23 protein-coding genes are annotated in these 18,782 nt (G+C 27.7%); 18 read left to right on the forward strand and 5 right to left on the reverse strand.

From position 1 onward, the window contains the following. Nucleotides 1-96: 96 nt before the first annotated feature. From M2214_RS01610 to M2214_RS01645, 8 genes are all read left to right on the forward strand, one after another. On the forward strand, nt 97-1,407 hold the full coding sequence (locus M2214_RS01610) for a stalk domain-containing protein (protein ID WP_248482051.1): 1,311 nt from the start codon (nt 97-99) through the stop codon (nt 1,405-1,407). 194 nt (nt 1,408-1,601) lie between these two features. After that, nucleotides 1,602-2,546, forward strand: coding sequence for a TIGR01212 family radical SAM protein (locus M2214_RS01615; RefSeq protein WP_248482054.1), 945 nt, complete (start codon nt 1,602-1,604; stop codon nt 2,544-2,546). Nucleotides 2,547-2,555: 9 nt separating this feature from the next. Next, nucleotides 2,556-2,882: a hypothetical protein gene (locus M2214_RS01620; protein WP_248482056.1), complete on the forward strand. Its 327-nt coding sequence runs from the start codon at nt 2,556-2,558 to the stop codon at nt 2,880-2,882. Between the two features lie 18 nt (nt 2,883-2,900). Further along, complete coding sequence (locus M2214_RS01625; protein WP_248482058.1) at nt 2,901-3,422, forward strand: CPBP family intramembrane glutamic endopeptidase; 522 nt, start codon at nt 2,901-2,903, stop codon at nt 3,420-3,422. 161 nt (nt 3,423-3,583) lie between these two features. Then, nucleotides 3,584-3,904, forward strand: a complete 321-nt coding sequence (locus M2214_RS01630; protein ID WP_248482060.1) for a heavy metal-binding domain-containing protein — start codon at nt 3,584-3,586, stop codon at nt 3,902-3,904. A gap of 85 nt (nt 3,905-3,989) precedes the next feature. Further along, the gene (locus M2214_RS01635; RefSeq protein ID WP_248482062.1) at nt 3,990-4,349 is read left to right on the forward strand and encodes a GntR family transcriptional regulator; all 360 of its coding nucleotides are present in this window, start codon (nt 3,990-3,992) and stop codon (nt 4,347-4,349) included. 12 nt (nt 4,350-4,361) lie between these two features. Continuing rightward, nucleotides 4,362-5,060, forward strand: a complete 699-nt coding sequence (locus tag M2214_RS01640; protein WP_248482064.1) for an ABC transporter ATP-binding protein — start codon at nt 4,362-4,364, stop codon at nt 5,058-5,060. Next, complete coding sequence (locus tag M2214_RS01645; protein WP_248482066.1) at nt 5,050-5,826, forward strand: ABC transporter permease; 777 nt, start codon at nt 5,050-5,052, stop codon at nt 5,824-5,826. Before M2214_RS01640 ends, M2214_RS01645 begins: the two co-directional genes overlap by 11 nt. 55 nt (nt 5,827-5,881) lie before the next feature. Here M2214_RS01645 and M2214_RS01650 read toward each other — a convergent pair whose 3' ends face one another. Next, nucleotides 5,882-6,844, reverse strand: a complete 963-nt coding sequence (locus M2214_RS01650; protein WP_330651531.1) for a DMT family transporter — start codon at nt 6,842-6,844, stop codon at nt 5,882-5,884. A gap of 116 nt (nt 6,845-6,960) precedes the next feature. On the opposite strand from M2214_RS01650, the gene M2214_RS01655 reads away from it, so the two are divergent. Then, nucleotides 6,961-7,467, forward strand: a complete 507-nt coding sequence (locus tag M2214_RS01655) for a hypothetical protein (protein WP_248482068.1) — start codon at nt 6,961-6,963, stop codon at nt 7,465-7,467. A 24-nt stretch (nt 7,468-7,491) separates the two neighbouring features. Here the strand turns inward: M2214_RS01655 and M2214_RS01660 are convergent, their stop codons facing one another. Then, nucleotides 7,492-8,652 carry a hypothetical protein gene (locus M2214_RS01660; protein WP_248482070.1) on the reverse strand — a complete coding sequence of 387 codons (1,161 nt, stop codon included), beginning with the start codon at nt 8,650-8,652 and terminating at the stop codon, nt 7,492-7,494. A gap of 68 nt (nt 8,653-8,720) precedes the next feature. On the opposite strand from M2214_RS01660, the gene M2214_RS01665 reads away from it, so the two are divergent. The 3 genes from M2214_RS01665 to clcA all read left to right on the forward strand — a co-directional run bounded on the left by M2214_RS01665 (nt 8,721) and on the right by clcA (nt 11,679). After that, a complete protein-coding gene (locus tag M2214_RS01665) occupies nt 8,721-9,533 on the forward strand; it encodes a hypothetical protein (protein WP_248482072.1) in 813 nt (270 codons plus the stop codon). An 11-nt stretch (nt 9,534-9,544) separates the two neighbouring features. Continuing rightward, a complete protein-coding gene (locus M2214_RS01670) occupies nt 9,545-9,877 on the forward strand; it encodes a hypothetical protein (protein WP_248482074.1) in 333 nt (110 codons plus the stop codon). Between the two features lie 209 nt (nt 9,878-10,086). Then, nucleotides 10,087-11,679 carry a H(+)/Cl(-) exchange transporter ClcA gene (clcA, locus tag M2214_RS01675; RefSeq protein WP_330651532.1) on the forward strand — a complete coding sequence of 531 codons (1,593 nt, stop codon included), beginning with the start codon at nt 10,087-10,089 and terminating at the stop codon, nt 11,677-11,679. Nucleotides 11,680-11,715: 36 nt separating this feature from the next. Here clcA and uvsE read toward each other — a convergent pair whose 3' ends face one another. Then, on the reverse strand, nt 11,716-12,624 hold the full coding sequence (gene uvsE, locus M2214_RS01680) for a UV DNA damage repair endonuclease UvsE (protein WP_248482078.1): 909 nt from the start codon (nt 12,622-12,624) through the stop codon (nt 11,716-11,718). Between the two features lie 138 nt (nt 12,625-12,762). On the opposite strand from uvsE, the gene M2214_RS01685 reads away from it, so the two are divergent. Further along, entirely contained in the window at nt 12,763-13,404 is a 642-nt protein-coding gene (locus tag M2214_RS01685) for a hypothetical protein (protein WP_248482080.1), read from the forward strand. Between the two features lie 231 nt (nt 13,405-13,635). Further along, nucleotides 13,636-13,824 (forward strand): hypothetical protein, encoded by a 189-nt coding sequence (locus M2214_RS01690; RefSeq protein WP_248482082.1) that lies wholly within the window; start codon nt 13,636-13,638, stop codon nt 13,822-13,824. A 148-nt stretch (nt 13,825-13,972) separates the two neighbouring features. On the opposite strand, the gene M2214_RS01695 is transcribed toward M2214_RS01690, so the two are convergent. Continuing rightward, nucleotides 13,973-14,887 carry a diacylglycerol/lipid kinase family protein gene (locus tag M2214_RS01695; protein ID WP_248482084.1) on the reverse strand — a complete coding sequence of 305 codons (915 nt, stop codon included), beginning with the start codon at nt 14,885-14,887 and terminating at the stop codon, nt 13,973-13,975. Further along, a complete protein-coding gene (locus tag M2214_RS01700) occupies nt 14,887-15,132 on the reverse strand; it encodes a hypothetical protein (protein ID WP_248482086.1) in 246 nt (81 codons plus the stop codon). The genes M2214_RS01695 and M2214_RS01700 overlap by 1 nt, the downstream gene beginning before the upstream one ends. Before the next feature lie 77 nt (nt 15,133-15,209). Here M2214_RS01700 and M2214_RS01705 point away from each other — a divergent pair, with 77 nt between their 5' ends. The 4 genes from M2214_RS01705 to M2214_RS01720 all read left to right on the forward strand — a co-directional run bounded on the left by M2214_RS01705 (nt 15,210) and on the right by M2214_RS01720 (nt 18,767). Beyond that, the gene (locus M2214_RS01705) at nt 15,210-15,932 is read left to right on the forward strand and encodes a YkgJ family cysteine cluster protein (protein WP_248482088.1); all 723 of its coding nucleotides are present in this window, start codon (nt 15,210-15,212) and stop codon (nt 15,930-15,932) included. 151 nt (nt 15,933-16,083) lie between these two features. Continuing rightward, nucleotides 16,084-16,986, forward strand: a complete 903-nt coding sequence (locus M2214_RS01710) for an MBL fold metallo-hydrolase (RefSeq protein ID WP_248482090.1) — start codon at nt 16,084-16,086, stop codon at nt 16,984-16,986. Between the two features lie 116 nt (nt 16,987-17,102). Further along, entirely contained in the window at nt 17,103-17,897 is a 795-nt protein-coding gene (locus M2214_RS01715; protein WP_248482092.1) for a GTP pyrophosphokinase, read from the forward strand. 177 nt (nt 17,898-18,074) lie between these two features. Beyond that, nucleotides 18,075-18,767: a metallophosphoesterase gene (locus M2214_RS01720; RefSeq protein ID WP_248482094.1), complete on the forward strand. Its 693-nt coding sequence runs from the start codon at nt 18,075-18,077 to the stop codon at nt 18,765-18,767. The last annotated feature ends 15 nt before the right edge of the window (nt 18,768-18,782 follow it).

The raw sequence follows: 18,782 nt of genomic DNA on the forward strand, positions 1-18,782 counted from the left end.
AAAAATATAATTAAATTTTTTTTATTTTTTATGGAACTTTTTTAATTGTGTATCGTCTAATGAGTATAGACAACAAAATGAAGGGAGAAATTTAAAATGAAAATTAGAAATAAAGCAATAGCTACAACTTTAATAGGGGCAAGTTTATTAACAAATATGATGCCTGTATTTGCAAATGAAAATCCACATAAAGATAAGGATTTAAAACCTGTATTAATATCAGCAGAAAAGCCAGTTCCAGTACTTATTAATAATGCACCTAATAAGAGTGTAAATGTAAATATAGATGGGAAAATAGTAACTTTCCCAGACCAAAAACCTATATTAATAAAAGCTGAATCAAGAACTATAGTTCCAGTAAGATTTATAACTGAACACCTAGGAGGAACAGTTTCTTGGGATGAGGATACAAAGACAGCTATGATTAAACTAGATGGTAAGAAAGTTGAACTACCTGTTAATAAAAAATATGCTAAAGTAGATGGAGAACAAGTAGAACTTGATTCATCAGCTAAATTAATAAGCAACAGAACTTTCGTACCTTTAAGATTTGTATGCGAAACTTTTGGATATGATGTTTCTTGGGATGATAAAACTGACACAGTAAAATTAAATAAAAAAGATGATAATGTTTATACAGGAGGAAGCAAGTACTTTGATGAAGAGTTAGGACTTTACAAAATGTTTGGAAATGTTACTAATATAGAAAATGATACTATATTAGTTGAAGGTGAAGGATTATATAATCAAATAAAATTTAATATAAATGAAGATACTGAAATAGTAGATTTAGATGGGATGAAATTATCAAAAGACGATATAAAGGATGCAAGCGAAATAATTGTTTATCATGATCAAAAGATGACAAGAAGCTTACCTCCTATAGCAAACGCTCAAAAAATAGTAGTTGCTGATTTGAATGTAAAGGATGGAAAGATATCACAAATAACTGATGTAAAGAATGGAAAGATGTTCCTTGTAGGAAGCATGAATGATGGAATAAACTTTAACATAACTGATAAAACTGTAATAGTTAATGAAGCTGAGCAAAAATTAACATCTGATGCTTTAACTAAAGGAGCAGATGTTGAAGTATATTATGGAAATATAATGACTATGAGCTTACCTCCAATAACTAGTGCAAAGAAGATAGTAGTTAAAGGGGTATATACTATGACAGGTAATGTTAAAACTATACAAAAGAATTCTATATTAGTTGAAGGTGAAGGACTATACGATCAAATAAAATTCAATATAACTGATGAAACTAAGATAGTTGATAAAGAAGGAAAAGAATTATCAAAATCAGACATCAAAGAAGGAAGCAAGGTAGTAGCATATCACGGTGGAGCTATGACAAGAAGTTTACCTCCAATTACAAATGCAACTAAGATAATAGTTGAATAATAAATAGATTTAAACAAAAAATAGCAGGAATGTTCCTGCTATTTTTTTGTTATAATGAACTATAAAATTATTTACCATTGAGAATATATATAGATAATTTTTATAGTGAATTTCAACAAAATCTACATACTAGAATATTTTAAAATATAGATTTTGTTATAATGAATAAGATATTAATTTAATTGGAGGATATTATGGAAGATAGATATAGAATTTATTCAAAATATTTAAAGGAAAAGTACGGAGAAAAGGTGTACAAGCTTCCTCTAAATCTACCGTTGACTTGTCCTAATAGAGATGGAGCCGCTGGGGTTGGAGGATGTAGTTTTTGTGCAGATGTTGGAGCTGGATTTGAGTCTTTAGAGAATACACTCTCAGTAAAAGAACAGTTAGAAAAGAATATGGACTATATAAGAAGAAGATATAAGGCAAATAAGTTCATTGCATATTTTCAAAACTACACTAATACTTATATGGAGATTGATAAGTTTAGAAACTATATGAATGAAGCGATTATTGATGATGTAGTTGAGATATCAGTTTCTACAAGGCCAGATGCTATAAATGATGAGTATTTAAAAATATTAAAAAATATAGAATCAAAAGGTGTAAACATATCTATAGAGCTTGGACTTCAAACAGTAAATTACCATACACTTAAAAAGATAAACAGAGGACATACGCTAGCTGAGTTAATAGATGCAGTTATAAGAATAAAAAAATATGGATTTGAAACTACAGTTCACTTAATACTAAATCTTCCAAATGATAATATGGATGATGTAATAGAAAATGCTAAGGTATTATCTGCGCTTAAAGTAGATGGAGTCAAGCTTCATTCACTTTATATAGCGAAGGGAACTAAGATGGCTTGTGAGTACAAGAATGAAGAAATAGAAATGATAGAATTAGAAGAGTATGTAAAAAGAGTTTGTGTATTTTTACAGTATACATCAAAAGATGTAGTTATACACAGACTTATAGGTAGGGCACCTGAAGAAGATACACTATTTTGCAATTGGAATACCTCTTGGTGGAAAATAAAAGATATGATAGATGAATATATGGATAATAATGATATACACCAAGGCGATAAGTGTGATTATTTAAATGGAAAAAGTGTCAAAAAATTTGTTTAGGAGAATACTATGTATATAAATGGAAATTTGAAACTAGATAGTGATTTTGAAATAAGAGTTATAAGAGAAGATGAATTGGATGTGGATTTATTTATAGATATAAATTATAGAAGTGTAGATCTTAATATAGGAAATAATGATTTAAATATATCTAGGATACAGTTTCAAATGGTAAGGGCTGTGCTTTTAAGGTTTAGCAAAAATGGAACGAGAATGACTTGCCATATGTTAAGAGATATAGATTTATATTCTGCATTTAGTAACTTTGAAATAGAATATAAGGATAAGGTTGTTAATATAAAGCAGATAGAAGAAAGGGTTGAGTTTAGTATTTAATTATGAGGAGGGTTTGAAGTGGGGGAATGTAGTAGTTGTAAAAAGTCTATACTTGATAAGATAAAAGATATGTTTTTGAGACTGAATAGGCATTTATACAATATGGATGTAGTAACTTTTATTTTATCTATAATACTTATGCAGTATTTATCTGTTATAATTGTTAGCCCTTTGATTATGCTCTTTCCCGATAATAACGCAGCTGCTCCTTTTGATGGAAATGAAGCAAAGGAGGTTATATTTATAGTAGGAGTTATCATGGCTCCTTTGTTTGAAACTCTTATATATCAAAAACTTATTATCGATATATGCGATAAGATAAAGTGGTTTAATAATAGAAAGTATATTGGAATTCTAGCATCTGGAGCAATATTTGGATCAAGACATACTTATAGTCCTCGGTATATAGTTCATATGTTTGTGATAGGAAGTATATGGGCATATGCTTACACTATATATAAGCAAAAGAAAAAGCATCCGTATTGGGTAGTATGTTGTATTCATGCCATTAATAACTTTATAGCTCTTATGATTATATAAAAAAATATATTTAAATGATTGAAAGGATGTTTTTAACATCTTTTTTTTTATGAAAAATATTGACAAAAATCAAAATAAACGATATTGTTATAGTGTACTAATTAATTAGTGCACTATATTATTACTATAGACATGATGAGATTTACAAGGAGGAATTATATATGATAATTACGACAACTAATACAATACAAGGAAAGAATATAAAAGAATATAAGGGAATAGTATTTGGAGAAGTTATAGTAGGTGTTAATATAATAAAAGATTTCATGGCAGGAGTTAGAGATATAGTTGGAGGAAGGTCTAAAGCCTATGAAAATACACTAGGAAAATCAAGAGAAGAAGCAATAGAAGAACTAAAAAGAAAAGCTACAGCTCTTGGCTCAAATGCAGTAGTTGGATTAAAAGTGGATTATGAAACTTTAGGCCAAAACGGAGGAATGATTATGGTTACTGTTTCAGGAACGGCAGTTGTTTTTGAATAAAATCTATAGATAGTAAAGGCTACTTAAACTATTAATTCATATGTGTAGTAGTCTTTATACTAATTGAATTAAAAGGAGGGTTGATATGAACTTTGATAATAGTAAGCCTATATATACTCAAATAATCGAAGATATAAAAAAGAAGTTAATTAGAGGAGATATAAAATTAGGAGATAAAATGACTTCTCAAAGAGAACTTGCTAAAGAAATAAAAGTTAATCCTAACACAGTTCAAAGAGCATATAGAGAGATGGAAAGTATGGGTCTTGTAAAAACATTAAGAGGGCAAGGTACATTTATAACTGAAGAAACAGATGTTTTGGTAGAAATAAAGAATGATATGGCGAGTGAAATACTTATTAAATTCATTCAAGAAATGAGATCTTTAGGATTTAAAGATGATGAAATGATAAATTTAATAAAAGAATGGCAACAGAAACTATAGGAGGTGCGAATAATGATAGAATTTATAAATGTTAATAAAACTTTCAAAAAAACAAAAGCTCTAGATGATTTAAATTTAAAAATAGAAACAGGGAAAATTATAGGACTATTAGGACCTAATGGTTCTGGTAAATCAACTTCATTAAAAATGATTGCAGGATTAAATAGACCTGATAGTGGTAAAATAGTAATTTGTGGGCAGAAACCTTGTATTGATACAAAAAAAGACATTGCATATCTTCCAGAAATAGATTATTTACATTCAAATATGAATATAAAACAAATGGCAGAATTTATATCTTCATTTTATTATGACTGGGATTTCAATAAATATGAAGAGTTACTTAAAGTTTTGAAATTAGAAGAAAATATGATAATAGGAAAAGTATCTAAAGGTATGAGAGCAAAAATAAAACTTTTACTAGCTTTCTCTAGAAATGCAAAAATAATACTTTTAGACGAACCTTTATCTGGAATTGACATATTGACAAGAGAAGAAATAGTTGAAGCTGTAATAAGAGATTATAGAGAAGGAGAACAAACTATAATATTCTCTACTCATGAAATATCAGAAACTGAAAACATATTTGAAGATGTTATATTTATGGAAAAAGGGAAAGTAAAGCTTTCTGGAAATGTAGATGACATAAAAATGAAATACAATATGTCCTTAAGTGAAGTTATGAAAGAGGTGTATAGAAATGCTATTTAGTTTATTTAAAAAAGATTTAATCAAATTTAAAAAAGAAACTATAATATTTTTAGGTTTAGTTTTAATAATAAATATGTTTTTTCTTTATAAAACTTATAATGGGTGGAACATAGAGTCTGCAGTTGCTATTAATATATTTTTATTTCCAATAGCATTTTTAATACCATTATTGCTGTCAGGTTCTAAGCTTATAGGTCAAGAATGGAAAGACAATACTATTTATCTTACTATGAGTTTGCCTGTATCTAGCGAAAAGATATTTTTAAGTAAATTCTTAGCTGTAACAGTTCAATATGCTGTATCAAGTTTATCGATAATTGCTATTACTGGTATTCAATTTTTGATCTTTTTTCATAGAAGTCCTCACGCTGAAGAAATGAAACAGTTATTTGATATAAGACTTTTTAGTATGGGAAGTTTTTTCTATATTCTTTCGGTAGCTGGGCTTATATATATAATTAGTATAATATTTTTATCATCTTTAACAGGAAAGATGTTTAAAAAATATTCTAAATTAGTCAGTTTCGGCTTATTTTTTACTATTTTAATTATAGGAGGAAGAGTAATAGATTTTATAGTTAAGTCTTTGCAAAAAACAATGTTCACTGTTATTCAAGGAGGCGAATATATAAATGCAGAAGATATCATGGAGGTATTACAAAGAGTTGGTTTAGGGTTTCTTGAAACTTCTTTGATACTTTTATTATTAGCAGGTATTATTTATTTTGTGACATGCAAAATATATGACAAAAAGATAGAAATATAATCAGATAAAATGTAAATATAGTTTACTATTAATTATAAAAAATGGATAAGATGTCTTATCCATTTTTTTGTTTTATATTATATAAATATATAGCAAATCCAGAACCTATTATCAATGTATAGCCTATAAAGCTAAAAGCATCGGGAAGTTCGCTCCAAAGTATAAATCCTAACAGTCCTGAAAAAATTACATTAGTGTAATTGTATATTGAAATTTCACCAGCTGGTGCAAGTTTATATGCTAAAGTTAAACTAAATTGAGCAAGGGATGCAACTATTCCAGTCATCATAAGTATAAGAAACTGATGTAAGCTTAAAGGCTTAAAATTTATCATCATCAAAGGAAACATTATACACGATGATACAAATGAGAAATAAAAAACTATAGTGTAAAATTCTTCTTTATCTCCAAGAAGCCTAACCATAGTATAAGCCGCACCTGCGAATATAGCAGATATAATACCTACAAACGCAGGAAATGCTTCTATATTGAATTGTGGCTTTATTATAAATAGAGCACCTAAAAAAGCTACTATTAAAGATGGTATTTGTATAGGAGATGGCTTTTCATTTAAGAACCATAGAGCAAATAATGTTACGAAGAAGGGATTCAACTTATTTAACATTGAAGAATCTGAAAGTAACATATGGTCTATAGTGTAGAAATATGCAATCATACCTATAGTTCCAAGAATAGATCTTAGAATCAGATGTTTTTGATTTTCTTTTTTACCAAAGAAATTTTTCTTGTTCTTAATAACTAAGAATGCAGCTACAAAAGTGCTTATAAGATTTCTGAAAAAAGTCTTTTCTATAGTAGGAACATCTCCGGCCAGTTTAACTAATGCCCCCATTAAAGCAAAGCAAAACGATGAAAAAAGCATATAAAGAATTGCTTTTGATTTATTGTTCATCAAATCAAGTCCTTTCGAATAATATTGCATTGTGTATACAATTGTATAATAATTATCGTATTTTGTAAAATCGTTTTGAGTGTAATATAAAAACAGTATATTCATACTTGTTTCTATACGTTATTGTTATTATACTAGATTAGTAAACATATTTGGGAAGAATTGTAAATAAAGATAATATTAAGTGATTAAAATTGATTAATTTTGACAGGGGGTATAATATGAATAAAATTATAAGTATTATTTTAATAAGTATATGTAGTATAAGTTTTTTAGTAGGGTGCGATAAGGAGAAGAAATCAGATTTGGATATATCTAAAGATGATGTAGTTATTTCTGAAAGCACTGATAATGAAAGTTTAAATGATGATCCGTATAAGGATAATAGATACTATGTAGGAGGAATTGATGATCCTGCTAAATTTGAAAAAATATTTAATGAAGTGAAAAAAATAGTATCTGAAGATGATAAAAATAAAATTTCTGAGTATGTTATTTATCCATTAAGAGTAAATCATGATAAATCTAGCAGAGAAATTAACACTCCAGATGAATTTACAAAAAACTATGATAACATATTTACTAAGGAAGTAAAAGAGGCTCTTTTAAACCAAGATGTTAAAGATACATTCGTAAATTACCAAGGGGTAATGGTAGGTAATGGAGAAATATGGTTTGGTTCATCAGAAGATTTATCTAAATATGGAATTATTGCAATTAATAATTAAAATATAAAAAAGCAAAGCATCAGTTTATAAAATGATGCTTTTGATTTTATTTCCATTTATATCACATATGTTAACTTTTGCAGAGCCATTTTCATATGTAAAATACATAATCTTCTTAATCTTATTATCATCTATTCTAAAATCTTCTATTCTAACAGGCCCATATAAATTTTCATCTTCTAAAACAGTTTCAATATTTTTATTATATCCTACAGATTGTATCTTACCTTTATGATTTTCGTCATACGATGTATATATTAATGTATAATCTTCGTTAAATGTTAGTGAATCAATAGATGGAACTGCCCCGAACATATCTGTATTGTAGTCAATAGTATCAATTTTATAATTATCTTGATCTTTACGTTGATTTCTGTTCATGAATATATTTAATTTAGAGTTAGAATTTATATTCATACCGATAAATCCATTACCATTATATAGTCCTCTAGCATTTACTATGTTTTTAATAAGAGGTCCATTAAATTTATCTATATATTCTCCACTATAGTACATTCTATAAAGGTCCAGCTTGTCTTTATTTATCTTAGTATAAGATAAACAATTATCAAGTGAATTTGCGTTGACTATGTATAGAGGTTTTTTATAAAAAGTTTGATGTTTAGGTGCATTATTGTTTGTAAAAGATGAGAAAAAATCATTGTGTAAGGTTTGTTTATATATTAAATCATCATCTTTGCTTGAAAAAAATAATGATCCATTTTTAAAATCCATGCTATCTGCATTTTCAAATTTAAATATATCTTGTTTTTCTGAATTAAATTTAATTAAGCCATCATCATCATATCTTACTTCTGTTTGAACTACTCCGTAATTGCAAGCAGTTATTATATCATCTGATGCAAAACTATCAAAAGTTAGAAAATCATTTAAATATTTATGAGACTTATACTTATTAAGCTGCGTTATTTCATCAGTATTTAAATCTAGTAGGTATATGTATGAATAAGGCACATCATCTTCGTATTTAGTAGATGTAATGACTAAACAAGGATTTTTATAAGTCTTACAAAAGTCTATATTAGTTATTTTACCAAGCTTTTTAGATTCTATATTTACATGAGGTTTAATTACATCTTCATAGTTTTCTCTTTGATATGAATAAGATAAAAAAGTTAAAAATAAGAGTAGTGTAAATGCTATTAAAAAACTGTACTTTTTCATAGTTCTCCTCCAATTAATGGTATAATTAGATTATATTTGATATAGATTTTTATAACAAGAGGTGAATAATGAATTTAAAAGAAATATTTAAAGAATCTGTGAAAAGTATAAACAAGTCTATATGGGTAATATTAGTGCCTTGTATTATAGATATTTTAAGCTTAATTACATATGAAAAAATATTTAATACGGATTATATACCTAATGTTAGTATGACTTCATTTCAGTTTTCTATAATATCTGCACCTCCGAGTATTAGGTATTTAATTAAAAATTTTCCTAGCCCTTTATTTGAATATAAAAATGGAGCATTTCTTGGAATTATAAATGAACTTACATTGTTTAATATATTTCTTTTTCTTACAGTAATATGTCTTATGAGTTTTATAAAGGGAGGATATTTAGGAAGTATCAACAATATGAGTGATAAAAGAACTTCTTTTAAGGACTTTATAATTTTTGGAAATAGATTTTGGGATAGGTTGTTTATATTAGATATAATAAATTTTATACCATTTCTATTATTCTTTATAAGTCAAAACTTGATATGGATATATATTTTATATACACCATTTCTCTATGTAAAATACATAATGGTAGCAGAGGATATATCATTAATTTCAGCTTTAAAGGAAAGTTTTAATGTATTAAAGGATAATTTGGGGCTAACTATAAAAATGATGTTTCAATGTGGAGTACTATATTTACCTATAAGTGTTGCACTATATTGTATAAGTGTATTAGATGACTTTGGAATAATATATAGTATTTTCATAGTAAATTATTTTGGAGTATGTGTGAATAAATCTGTATTTGAAATTTATAAAAACTTAAAAAAGCCAAAAAAAGCACAGGGAGAACATATTGATTATTACGTTTAAGGAGAAGATGTATGAACTGTTCTAGATGCAAAAAAGAGATAAAACATATTGAAAAAGAAATATATAACGGAGAAGAAGTTTGTTTAAATTGTAAGGATTTTTTAGATTCAAAAGAAGAGTTTGAAAAAAGAATTAAATATGGTGAAGACATGGTGTCTATTTTAAGATTCATAGTTAAAATAGTAATACCTATGATATTAATAGGATTGATAGTTGTAGGTCCTATTCTTTTGATAGTAATGGTACCTTTTTATATTGTATTATTATTTATGGTTAATTATATAGGCATAATTCCTATGATGGCTAAAGACATTAGGTATATAAGAGAAAAGATTGATAAATAACTCATAAGATTTAGATAGGATTTAATTATAGATCATTTTTCATTCATAAGTAAGCTGTATAATTTGTAAGATATAGATAATGTTGATTAAAGTATACAGTATAAATTATTTATAACAAAAGAGTCATAAGACTTGTTGGTGACATGAGCTATGTAACAGCATAAAGTGAATCTTTTATTTTAAAATATTAGAAAGAAAGGTGTATGATTATGAAAAATAGGAATAGTACTTATAATACCCTATTTCATTGGCATAATTTTCGTTTGAGGCTTGTTATGCAAGGTATATTAGTAGGAGTTTTATCTGGCTTGTTAGTAGTACTATACAGATTCTTATTAGAAGAAGCAGGAAATTTAGCTCATAAGATTTATATTTTACAAACACAAAAAAGTTATCTAGTTCCTATATGGTTTATGACATTAGCTTTGCTTTCGTATATAGTTGGAGTTATGGTAAAGAAAGAACCAATGATTAGTGGAAGTGGAATTCCTCAAGTAGAAGGAGTTTTACTTAGAAAGTTGAATGTAAATTGGCTTAGAGTAATTATTGGGAAATTTATAGGAGGAGTTTTATCAATAGGAGCAGGTTTGTCTTTAGGAAGAGAAGGTCCTTCAGTTCAAATAGGAGCATCTGTTGGGCAAGGGTTTTCAAGAGTTTTCAAAAGAGTGAAGATAGAAGAAAAATATTTAATTACTAGTGGGGCTAGTGCAGGTCTTGCTGCTGCATTTAATGCACCTTTAGCTGGAGTGATTTTTGCACTAGAGGAAGTTCATAAGAACTTTTATCCATTAGTTTTATTGTCATCTATGTCTGCGTCACTTACAGCCGATTTTATATCTAAAAACTTTTTTGGACTAAAACCAGTTTTTGATTTTAGAAGTCTTCATGCTTTGCCTCTAAATCAATATATATATCTAATTATATTAGGGATTGTATTGGGTATATTTGGGATGTTTTTCAATAAAGTTCTTATAAAAACTCAGGATTTTTATATTAATAAAAAGTGGCTTCCTGTTGAATTTAGACCTATGATACCATTTTTAATAGCAGGAGTACTAGGATTATTTTTACCACAAGTATTAGGAGGAGGACATGAGCTTATAGGGTCAGTAGTAGAAGGCAAGTATACAAAAAGTATGATATTTATTATTTTAGTAATTAAATTTATTTTTACAATGCTAAGCTATGGATCGGGAGCACCTGGAGGAATATTCTTACCTTTACTAGTAATTGGAGCCTTAACTGGAGATTTATATGGAACTATTATTGTCGAGTACTTAAATGTAGATAGTAGATATATAACTAATTTTATAATATTAGCCATGGCAGGATATTTTACAGCTATAGTTAAGGCACCTATTACAGGTAGTATTTTGATTACAGAAATGACAGGATCTTTTAGTCACCTACTTCCTTTAACAATTGTTTCTATAGTATCGTATATTGTAATTGATATATTAAATTCAGAACCTATATATGAATTATTACTTGATAGAGCTTTGCATAAAAGAGGAAAGAATGAGTTCCGAGGAGATAAATCTAAAAAAATACTTTTAGAAGTTGCAGTATGCTTAGGTACTGAACTTGATGGTAAAATGGTTAAAGAAATAAAATGGCCTCACAATACTTTATTAGTAGCCATAAAAAGAGGAGAAGTAGAAATAATACCAAAAGGGAAAACTACTATTTCAGCAGGGGATTATTTAATAGCCCTTGTAAATGAAGACGAAGCTCCAGAAATAACACAGAAGTTGAAAGCAATGGCAGGAAATTTCGATATAGAAAATATAAGTAGCTGTTAAGAGTTTATATACATATAAAAGGCATTCCTTATTGTTCTAAGGAATGTCTTTTAATATACTCATTATATCAAGTGCAGCTTTATCTTTTTGCTTTGCCTCAACCATAAGATCAAAGTCGAATGTATCCATAACTTTTAAAAGGTGACTTAAATCTTTTTTGTTTATATAATCGCTGTGCTTTTTATCGAAGTTATTATCACGGCCGCTACTTATATGAAGTTTAGGTATTAGATTTGTATTTTTCCATGTGCTTACTATATCAGATATATAAGTTTGAATATCTATATCATTAGGATTGTTGCATTTATGATGATGTATATCTAAAACTATTGGAATATTTGTTTTTGAACTTATATAAAGAACATCTTCAGTTGTAAATGATTTGTCATCATTTTCAAGTCTTATCATATTTTTTGAATCATCCTCTAATTTATTAAAAACTTCTATAAATCTTTTCGTAGCAGATTCTTTATCGTTGTACACTCCACCTGCGTGAATTATCATATCATTTCCAGATAATCTTTTGAGTATATCGTAGTGATATTTTATGTTTATAATACTATTTTTGACTACTTTTTCATTAGGACTATTTAAGACTGTAAACTGGTCTGGATGCATTGAAAGTCTTACATTGTGGCTTTTAACTATGTCTGATATATCTTTCATTATATTTAATATTTCATCATCTTGTTTCCAATTCCAATCAAAATCATTTATAACATCAGGATGAGTTACAAGTGGAAACAATCTACTACTCACTCTATACATATATATATCGTTTTGTATATTCCAAAGGAGAATATCTTTTACTAGATATAGATTATTTATTATTTTATCTCTTAGATAATCTATTCCATATTTATAAACTGAATTTAATCTACAATCATTGAATCTTCTAGGTTTTAAATGTGTATTTATACAAGCATATCCTATCTTTTGAATCATTTTATCACCTACTTATTTAATTAGATTAAGTCTTAGTTTACTACAAAAACAATATAATATAAGGAGAATTTCAAAATCCAAATTAAATTATGATATGTTTTAATGGTGAATTTTTGAATTATATGAGGAGTGAGCTTATTGAATAGAAAAAAATATATAGTATTAATTTTAATAGCGTGCGCTATTTTAACATCATATACAACTAAAAGGAATGATGGAAGTGAAATATCTGATTTGATTCCAAAAGGTTGGCATATACTTGAAAAAGTAAAAGGAGATTTAAATGAAGATAATATAGATGATATAGCAGTTATAATAGAAGGAATTAGTGAGATAGAGGATGAAGCTCCAAATAGGGAATTGTTAATAGCTTTTGGAAACAAAGATGGTACATATACACTTTCAATAAAAGCTAAAAGTGCAATATTAAGAGCTGATGAGGGTGGCGTTTGGGGAGATCCATTTGAAGGAATATCAGTAGATAAAGGATATATTTTAATTAGTTTTTATGGTGGTAGTAATTGGAGATGGTATGGTAATTATAGATTCAGATATCAAGATAATGATTGGTATCTAATTGGAGCAACAATAGGTTCTTTTCATACTTCCACAAATGAGTATACACAAGAGATAGACTACAACTTATTAACAGGAGAATTTATAGAAAAAAAAGTGGATGAAAATGGGGTTATGAAAACAACGAAAGGGAGCAGAGGTAAAAAAGAGCTTTTAAAGCTTGAGGATTTTATAGCTGCTGATGGGGAAGAAAATATTAAATAAAGAATAAATAAAAAAAGTATATAGGGTTTCTTAAGCAGCATTTTTAAATTTAGCTATCTAGATTCTATAAAGGAATTCAAGAAAACATATATAATTACATTCTAGTGTATAGTTTTAAAAGATTATAAATCAAAAGGGTGATTGGTATGCTAAATAAATTTGTTCCAGGAGACTTTATAGTTCTACAAAAACTAGAAACTAAAATATTCAGACTGAGGCTATATATTAAATATGAGGGTATCGAAATCAGAAAAATTTAAACCGTTGATAGTAGGAAACTCTATTATGGGAGAAGTACAAATAAAAAATAGGAAAATTATAATTAGAAAAGCTGTAAAATCCGATGCAAATGAATTAGTAAATTATCTTAACTCAGTTAGTAAAGAATCAGATTGCTTAACTTTTGGAGAAGGGGTTTAAAAAAGAGATTTTTTAATTGATAATAAATTTTATGACTCTTTATCAATGGGGTTACTAATTGATTAATTTAAAGAGCAAGTCCATTCTAAAAATAGATTCGCTCTTTAAATTCTTGTTCCATTCATAATTTGAATAAGTTATGGATTTATTATTCTTGTTTATTGTTAGATCCGACTATAACCTTTAAAGCTCTCTTATTTATTTCAAATGTAGCAGGGAATGTACCTCCGTGTTCGCCGTCTACGTCTATAAGTAAATTTTCTTTGTTCAAGCAATCTACCTTTAAGTTATCAGTTTGTAAATATATTACATTAGGGTCGTTTATATGTTCTCCTGAGAATATCTTTAAGAATACTCCTGCTGCATTTAAAGGATAAGATTTTTTGATTATACATACATCGAATAATCCATCGTCTATATCAGCCTTTGGTGCGAAGTTTGAGAATCCTCCTGCTGATTTAGAGTTTAAAACTAAAAATAATAATGCTTCAGTTTCTAGAGCTTCACCGTCATATTCAAATCTGAACTTGAGTGTTTCAAACAATTGCTTTGGGACCTCTTTTATACCTTGTGCATAATATGCAAAGCTTCCGAATGCAGTCTTTGATTTAACTGGAGTTTTAATAGCGATATCTGCTAAAAGTCCAGAAGCTGCAACGTTTATAAAATATTTATCATTGACCTTACAAATGTCTACTTCCTTCACTGTATGATTTTTAATAATAGAGCATACCCCTTCAATTGAAGTTGGAAGATTTAAATATTTTCCAAGATCATTTACAGTTCCTGCTGGAAGGATTAAGAGTGGAACATCTATATCATTTTTTGCTACTGCATTTATAACATTATTTACAGTTCCATCTCCTCCTACTATTATCAATAAATCGTAATTTTCATCTTTCATTTTTAAAACTTCACCCGAGTAGTCAAAATCTATAGTAGTGTCTACTTTGTCAACTTCTTTTAATGTATTATCAAGTATTAATCTCCCGACTATAATTTCTAAATTCTTTTGAAGTGTTTGGGTTCCTGAAGAGGGGTTGTTTATTATTTTAACTTTCATTATCTATTTATAAATGAAGTGCCTAGATATTTTTTGATATCTTCTTTAGAACTAAAGAAGTCTATCAAAATTTCTTTACCCGTTTCTTCAAAATAAACCAAAACTTCACAATCCCCATTTAAAAAGAATTTTTTTACTGTACTTTCCTTAATTTCTCTTACTTTTATTAAATCTTTTTTCTTTTTTTCAAAGTCTTTAGTGAAATAAGAACCAATTGGTCTTATTACTTTTGTGTACCTATTCATGAAATACCTCCAATTGTAAATTAAAATTTGATATAATATTTTAGGTTATTAAAATATTATATCAAGGAGAGAGTCTAATGCCTAGTATAAAAAAGAGTGATATCAACTTAGGAATAGATTATTGCTTAAAAAACGATCTTTTTAAAGAACTTAATGATTTATATAATAGTATACCCAACGGAGACTGTATAGGATGTGGAAAATGTTGTATGGAATCTGTTGGTGCAAATTTAGTAGAATTTTTAAATATATATAATTATTTAAATGAAAATAAAGATATAAATAATATTGTCATGCAAAAAATACTAGATTATTATTTCTTAGAGTACAAGGAGAAGATGCCATGTCCATTTAAAGATTCAAACAATAGGTGTTTAATATATGATGTTAGACCTCTTAATTGTAGAATATATGGACATTGGACAAAAGAAGATTACAATAAAAATTATGACAGAATAAAAAAAGATAATATAGAGTTTGCAAAATATATGAATGATGAGCATAACATTAAGATAGATGAAAATATATTAAATTACAAAATAGAGTATTGTGAAAAGTTTAAACCGAGTTTAAATTATATGAACAAAGATGAGAGAATGGACTATTATGATAAGGGGATAGTTATAGATTCGAAGCTTTATTCTAAGGGAATAATGGGTATTGATTTTAGGGATAGAGGAATTGTAGAGTATTTTATAGAATCTATCTTTTTTAACAATGTTGCAAGTAATATAAGAATGAATATAACCAAGAAGAATTCATATAAAGTACTAAAAAGAGTTAAGGCTCTTGTTCTATAGGAAATTATAACATTTTTGTTTTATGGAGAACTTGTCAAGAAAGAGATACTTGCGACTATTTTGAGCAACGGAGCCTGTAAGGATCGTTGGCGACATGAGTCACCGCGTTAGCGAGTAGACGAATTTTTTGTTTTAAGAAAAGAGGGGTAGTATGGAACTAGAGAAAATCAAAGGACATAGCTATTATGTAAAAGGGGGAACTAATTCGGGGATTTATGTATTTAAGGATAAATATGTACTTGTTATAGATCCAGGTCTTTCAAATTCTAGGGCTCATAGACTTATAAAGTTATTTGATAGCAAGGGTCTTCGTGTAAAGTATGTATTTAATACTCATGAACACTCAGATCACTATGGAGCAAGTAAAGTATTATTAGATCATTATGCTGGAGCTAAGTCTATAGCATCAAATGATGCAAAAACTTTTATAGATAATCCGTATTTGTTTTCGACTTATGTATATGGTGGAAGATCTAATAAATTACTTGATGATTATTTTAAAAATAGAGAAAATAAGTTTAGTATAGACGATGTAGTTTGTGAAGGTGAAACGAAGCTAAACAACGAAAAGTTTAAAATAATAGATCTTAAAGGACATAGTATAGGTTCAATTGGTGTATTAACAGAAGATAAGGTATTATATCTTGGAGACTCTTTATTTAATGAAAGTATCTTAGAAAAATATAATTTCCCTTTTTTATTCGATATATCTGAGCAGCTAAATACTCTAGATAAAATAAAGGAAATTGATTTTGAATTTTGTGTTATGGGTCATTCAAAGGCTTTACTAGATAAAGAAGAGGCTTTGAAATTAATAGAGATAAATAAAGAGGTTATATACAAATATTTAAATCAAATAAGAGATTTTTTGACTACGCCATATACTAGAGAGGATTTGTTAAAAGATATTATAGAATACAACGAGCTTAAACTAAACTATAAAGAATATTATTTTTCAAATTCTACACTATCTTCTATGATTTCATATCTTGTGGAAGGTGGAGAAATAGATTATCAATTCGAAAATGGGAAGATGTATTATTTTATGAAGTAATGATCTTCTAAATTATAATGGGAAATTTTAAGTAATTGTAGTTAACATTATATACTTTATGTTAAAATATATTGGGGAATCACAACTATGAAAATACAGACTAGAGGGTGATGCTGATGGAATTAAGAGAGTGGAAAACCATATTAACTCCATATGAATATGCAGTAGAGGAGTTAAAGGTTAAATTCAAAAATATTAGAAAAGAGCTTAGAAATAATGGAGAATATTCTCCTATAGAATTCGTAACTGGGAGAGTAAAAAAGATATCATCTATTATAGCAAAAGCAAAAAAACTTGATGTTCATATGGATGAAATAGAAGAAAAGATAGAAGACATAGCTGGTATTAGGATTATGTGCCAGTTCGTTGAAGATATATATAGTCTTGTAAGCTTGATTAACAGTAGACAAGACATGACTGTAGTATATGAAAAGGATTATATCAAAAATTATAAAAATAGTGGTTATAGAAGCTATCATATAATTATAAAATATCCTATACAGACTGCCATGGGATTAAAAGAAATTTTAGCTGAGATTCAAATAAGAACTCTTGCTATGAATTTCTGGGGGACTATAGAGCATTCTTTAAAATATAAATATCAACAGGATATACCTGAAGATATAGCTAATAGATTAAGACGTGCAGGAGATGCAGCGTTTTTACTTGATCAAGAAATGAGTGAGATAAGAGAAGAGATAATGAGAGCTCAAGTTATGTTTGAAATGAAGTCGCTTACGGTTAAAGACATACTAGACAGTATTAAAAAGCTGTATATTTTAGGAGAAACTGAAAAAGCTTTAGATTTCCAAGTAAGACTTGATAAGATAAACGATATAGAGGATATAAAAGAAATCATAATGTTAAGAAGTGAGATAGATTCTATATTAGATAAATACAATAAAAGCTAATAAAAATGTGCTTATAAGTAACTTATAAGCACATTTTTATTATAAAAGCACTGGACAAGATGTAAAGTACTTAGTAAAATTTTTAATGGATAATATAAACGAATAGTAGTAAAAATAATAAAAGGTCTTTTAAATTCATAATAAAGACGTAATATGGAAAAAGGTGAGTGATAAAATTTGGCTATTTATGCAATAGGGGACCTACACCTTAGTAAGGTAGTAGACAAGCCAATGGATATATTCGGGGATAACTGGATAGGACATAAAGAAAAGATAATAGCTGATTGGAAGGAAAAGGTGAATCCAGAGGATACTGTACTTATAGTTGGAGATACTTCTTGGGGAATGAACTTAAATCAAGCTATTCCAGATCTTGATGATATAAATGAACTTGAAGGTAACAAAATATTAGTAAAAGGAAATCACGACTATTGGTGGAGCACGATAAGCAAGTTAAATAAGCTTTATGATAATATGAAATTTATACAAAATAATTTTTATGAATATAAAGGATATGCAATTTGTGGAACTAGAGGATGGCTTTGTCCTAATGAAGTGAAATTTGATGAAGATGATGAAAAAGTATATAAAAGAGAAGCTAAAAGACTTAGGTTATCTCTTGACAGTGCTAAAAAAGCTGGATTTGAAAAATTTATAGTGATAACTCATTATCCACCAACTAATGACAAGCTAGAAGAATCTGAATTTACTAAGATATATGAAGAGTATAATGTTGAAAGGGTTATATATGGACATCTACATGGAACAGAATCTTTTAAGGCAGGGCTTAGAGGTGTGAGAAACAATATAGAGTATCATTTGGTATCATGTGATTATACGGATTTTAAATTAGTTAAAATAATGGATTAGAGAAAACTATTTTCT

It is taken from the genome of Tepidibacter aestuarii, assembly GCF_934924865.1.
GTDB lineage: Bacteria > Bacillota > Clostridia > Peptostreptococcales > Peptostreptococcaceae > Tepidibacter_A > Tepidibacter_A aestuarii.

Coding starts and splice junctions, on each gene's coding strand:
- M2214_RS01610 (WP_248482051.1), top strand. CDS start 97: ATGAAAATTAGAAATAAAGCAATAGCTACAACTTTAATAGGGGCAAGT.
- M2214_RS01615 (WP_248482054.1), top strand. CDS start 1,602: ATGGAAGATAGATATAGAATTTATTCAAAATATTTAAAGGAAAAGTAC.
- M2214_RS01620 (WP_248482056.1), top strand. CDS start 2,556: ATGTATATAAATGGAAATTTGAAACTAGATAGTGATTTTGAAATAAGA.
- M2214_RS01630 (WP_248482060.1), top strand. CDS start 3,584: ATGATAATTACGACAACTAATACAATACAAGGAAAGAATATAAAAGAA.
- M2214_RS01635 (WP_248482062.1), top strand. CDS start 3,990: ATGAACTTTGATAATAGTAAGCCTATATATACTCAAATAATCGAAGAT.
- M2214_RS01640 (WP_248482064.1), top strand. CDS start 4,362: ATGATAGAATTTATAAATGTTAATAAAACTTTCAAAAAAACAAAAGCT.
- M2214_RS01645 (WP_248482066.1), top strand. CDS start 5,050: ATGCTATTTAGTTTATTTAAAAAAGATTTAATCAAATTTAAAAAAGAA.
- M2214_RS01650 (WP_330651531.1), bottom strand. CDS start 6,844: ATGAATATACTGTTTTTATATTACACTCAAAACGATTTTACAAAATAC.
- M2214_RS01655 (WP_248482068.1), top strand. CDS start 6,961: ATGAATAAAATTATAAGTATTATTTTAATAAGTATATGTAGTATAAGT.
- M2214_RS01660 (WP_248482070.1), bottom strand. CDS start 8,652: ATGAAAAAGTACAGTTTTTTAATAGCATTTACACTACTCTTATTTTTA.
- M2214_RS01665 (WP_248482072.1), top strand. CDS start 8,721: ATGAATTTAAAAGAAATATTTAAAGAATCTGTGAAAAGTATAAACAAG.
- M2214_RS01670 (WP_248482074.1), top strand. CDS start 9,545: ATGAACTGTTCTAGATGCAAAAAAGAGATAAAACATATTGAAAAAGAA.
- clcA (WP_330651532.1), top strand. CDS start 10,087: ATGAAAAATAGGAATAGTACTTATAATACCCTATTTCATTGGCATAAT.
- uvsE (WP_248482078.1), bottom strand. CDS start 12,624: ATGATTCAAAAGATAGGATATGCTTGTATAAATACACATTTAAAACCT.
- M2214_RS01690 (WP_248482082.1), top strand. CDS start 13,636: ATGAGGGTATCGAAATCAGAAAAATTTAAACCGTTGATAGTAGGAAAC.
- M2214_RS01695 (WP_248482084.1), bottom strand. CDS start 14,887: ATGAAAGTTAAAATAATAAACAACCCCTCTTCAGGAACCCAAACACTT.
- M2214_RS01700 (WP_248482086.1), bottom strand. CDS start 15,132: ATGAATAGGTACACAAAAGTAATAAGACCAATTGGTTCTTATTTCACT.
- M2214_RS01705 (WP_248482088.1), top strand. CDS start 15,210: ATGCCTAGTATAAAAAAGAGTGATATCAACTTAGGAATAGATTATTGC.
- M2214_RS01710 (WP_248482090.1), top strand. CDS start 16,084: ATGGAACTAGAGAAAATCAAAGGACATAGCTATTATGTAAAAGGGGGA.
- M2214_RS01715 (WP_248482092.1), top strand. CDS start 17,103: ATGGAATTAAGAGAGTGGAAAACCATATTAACTCCATATGAATATGCA.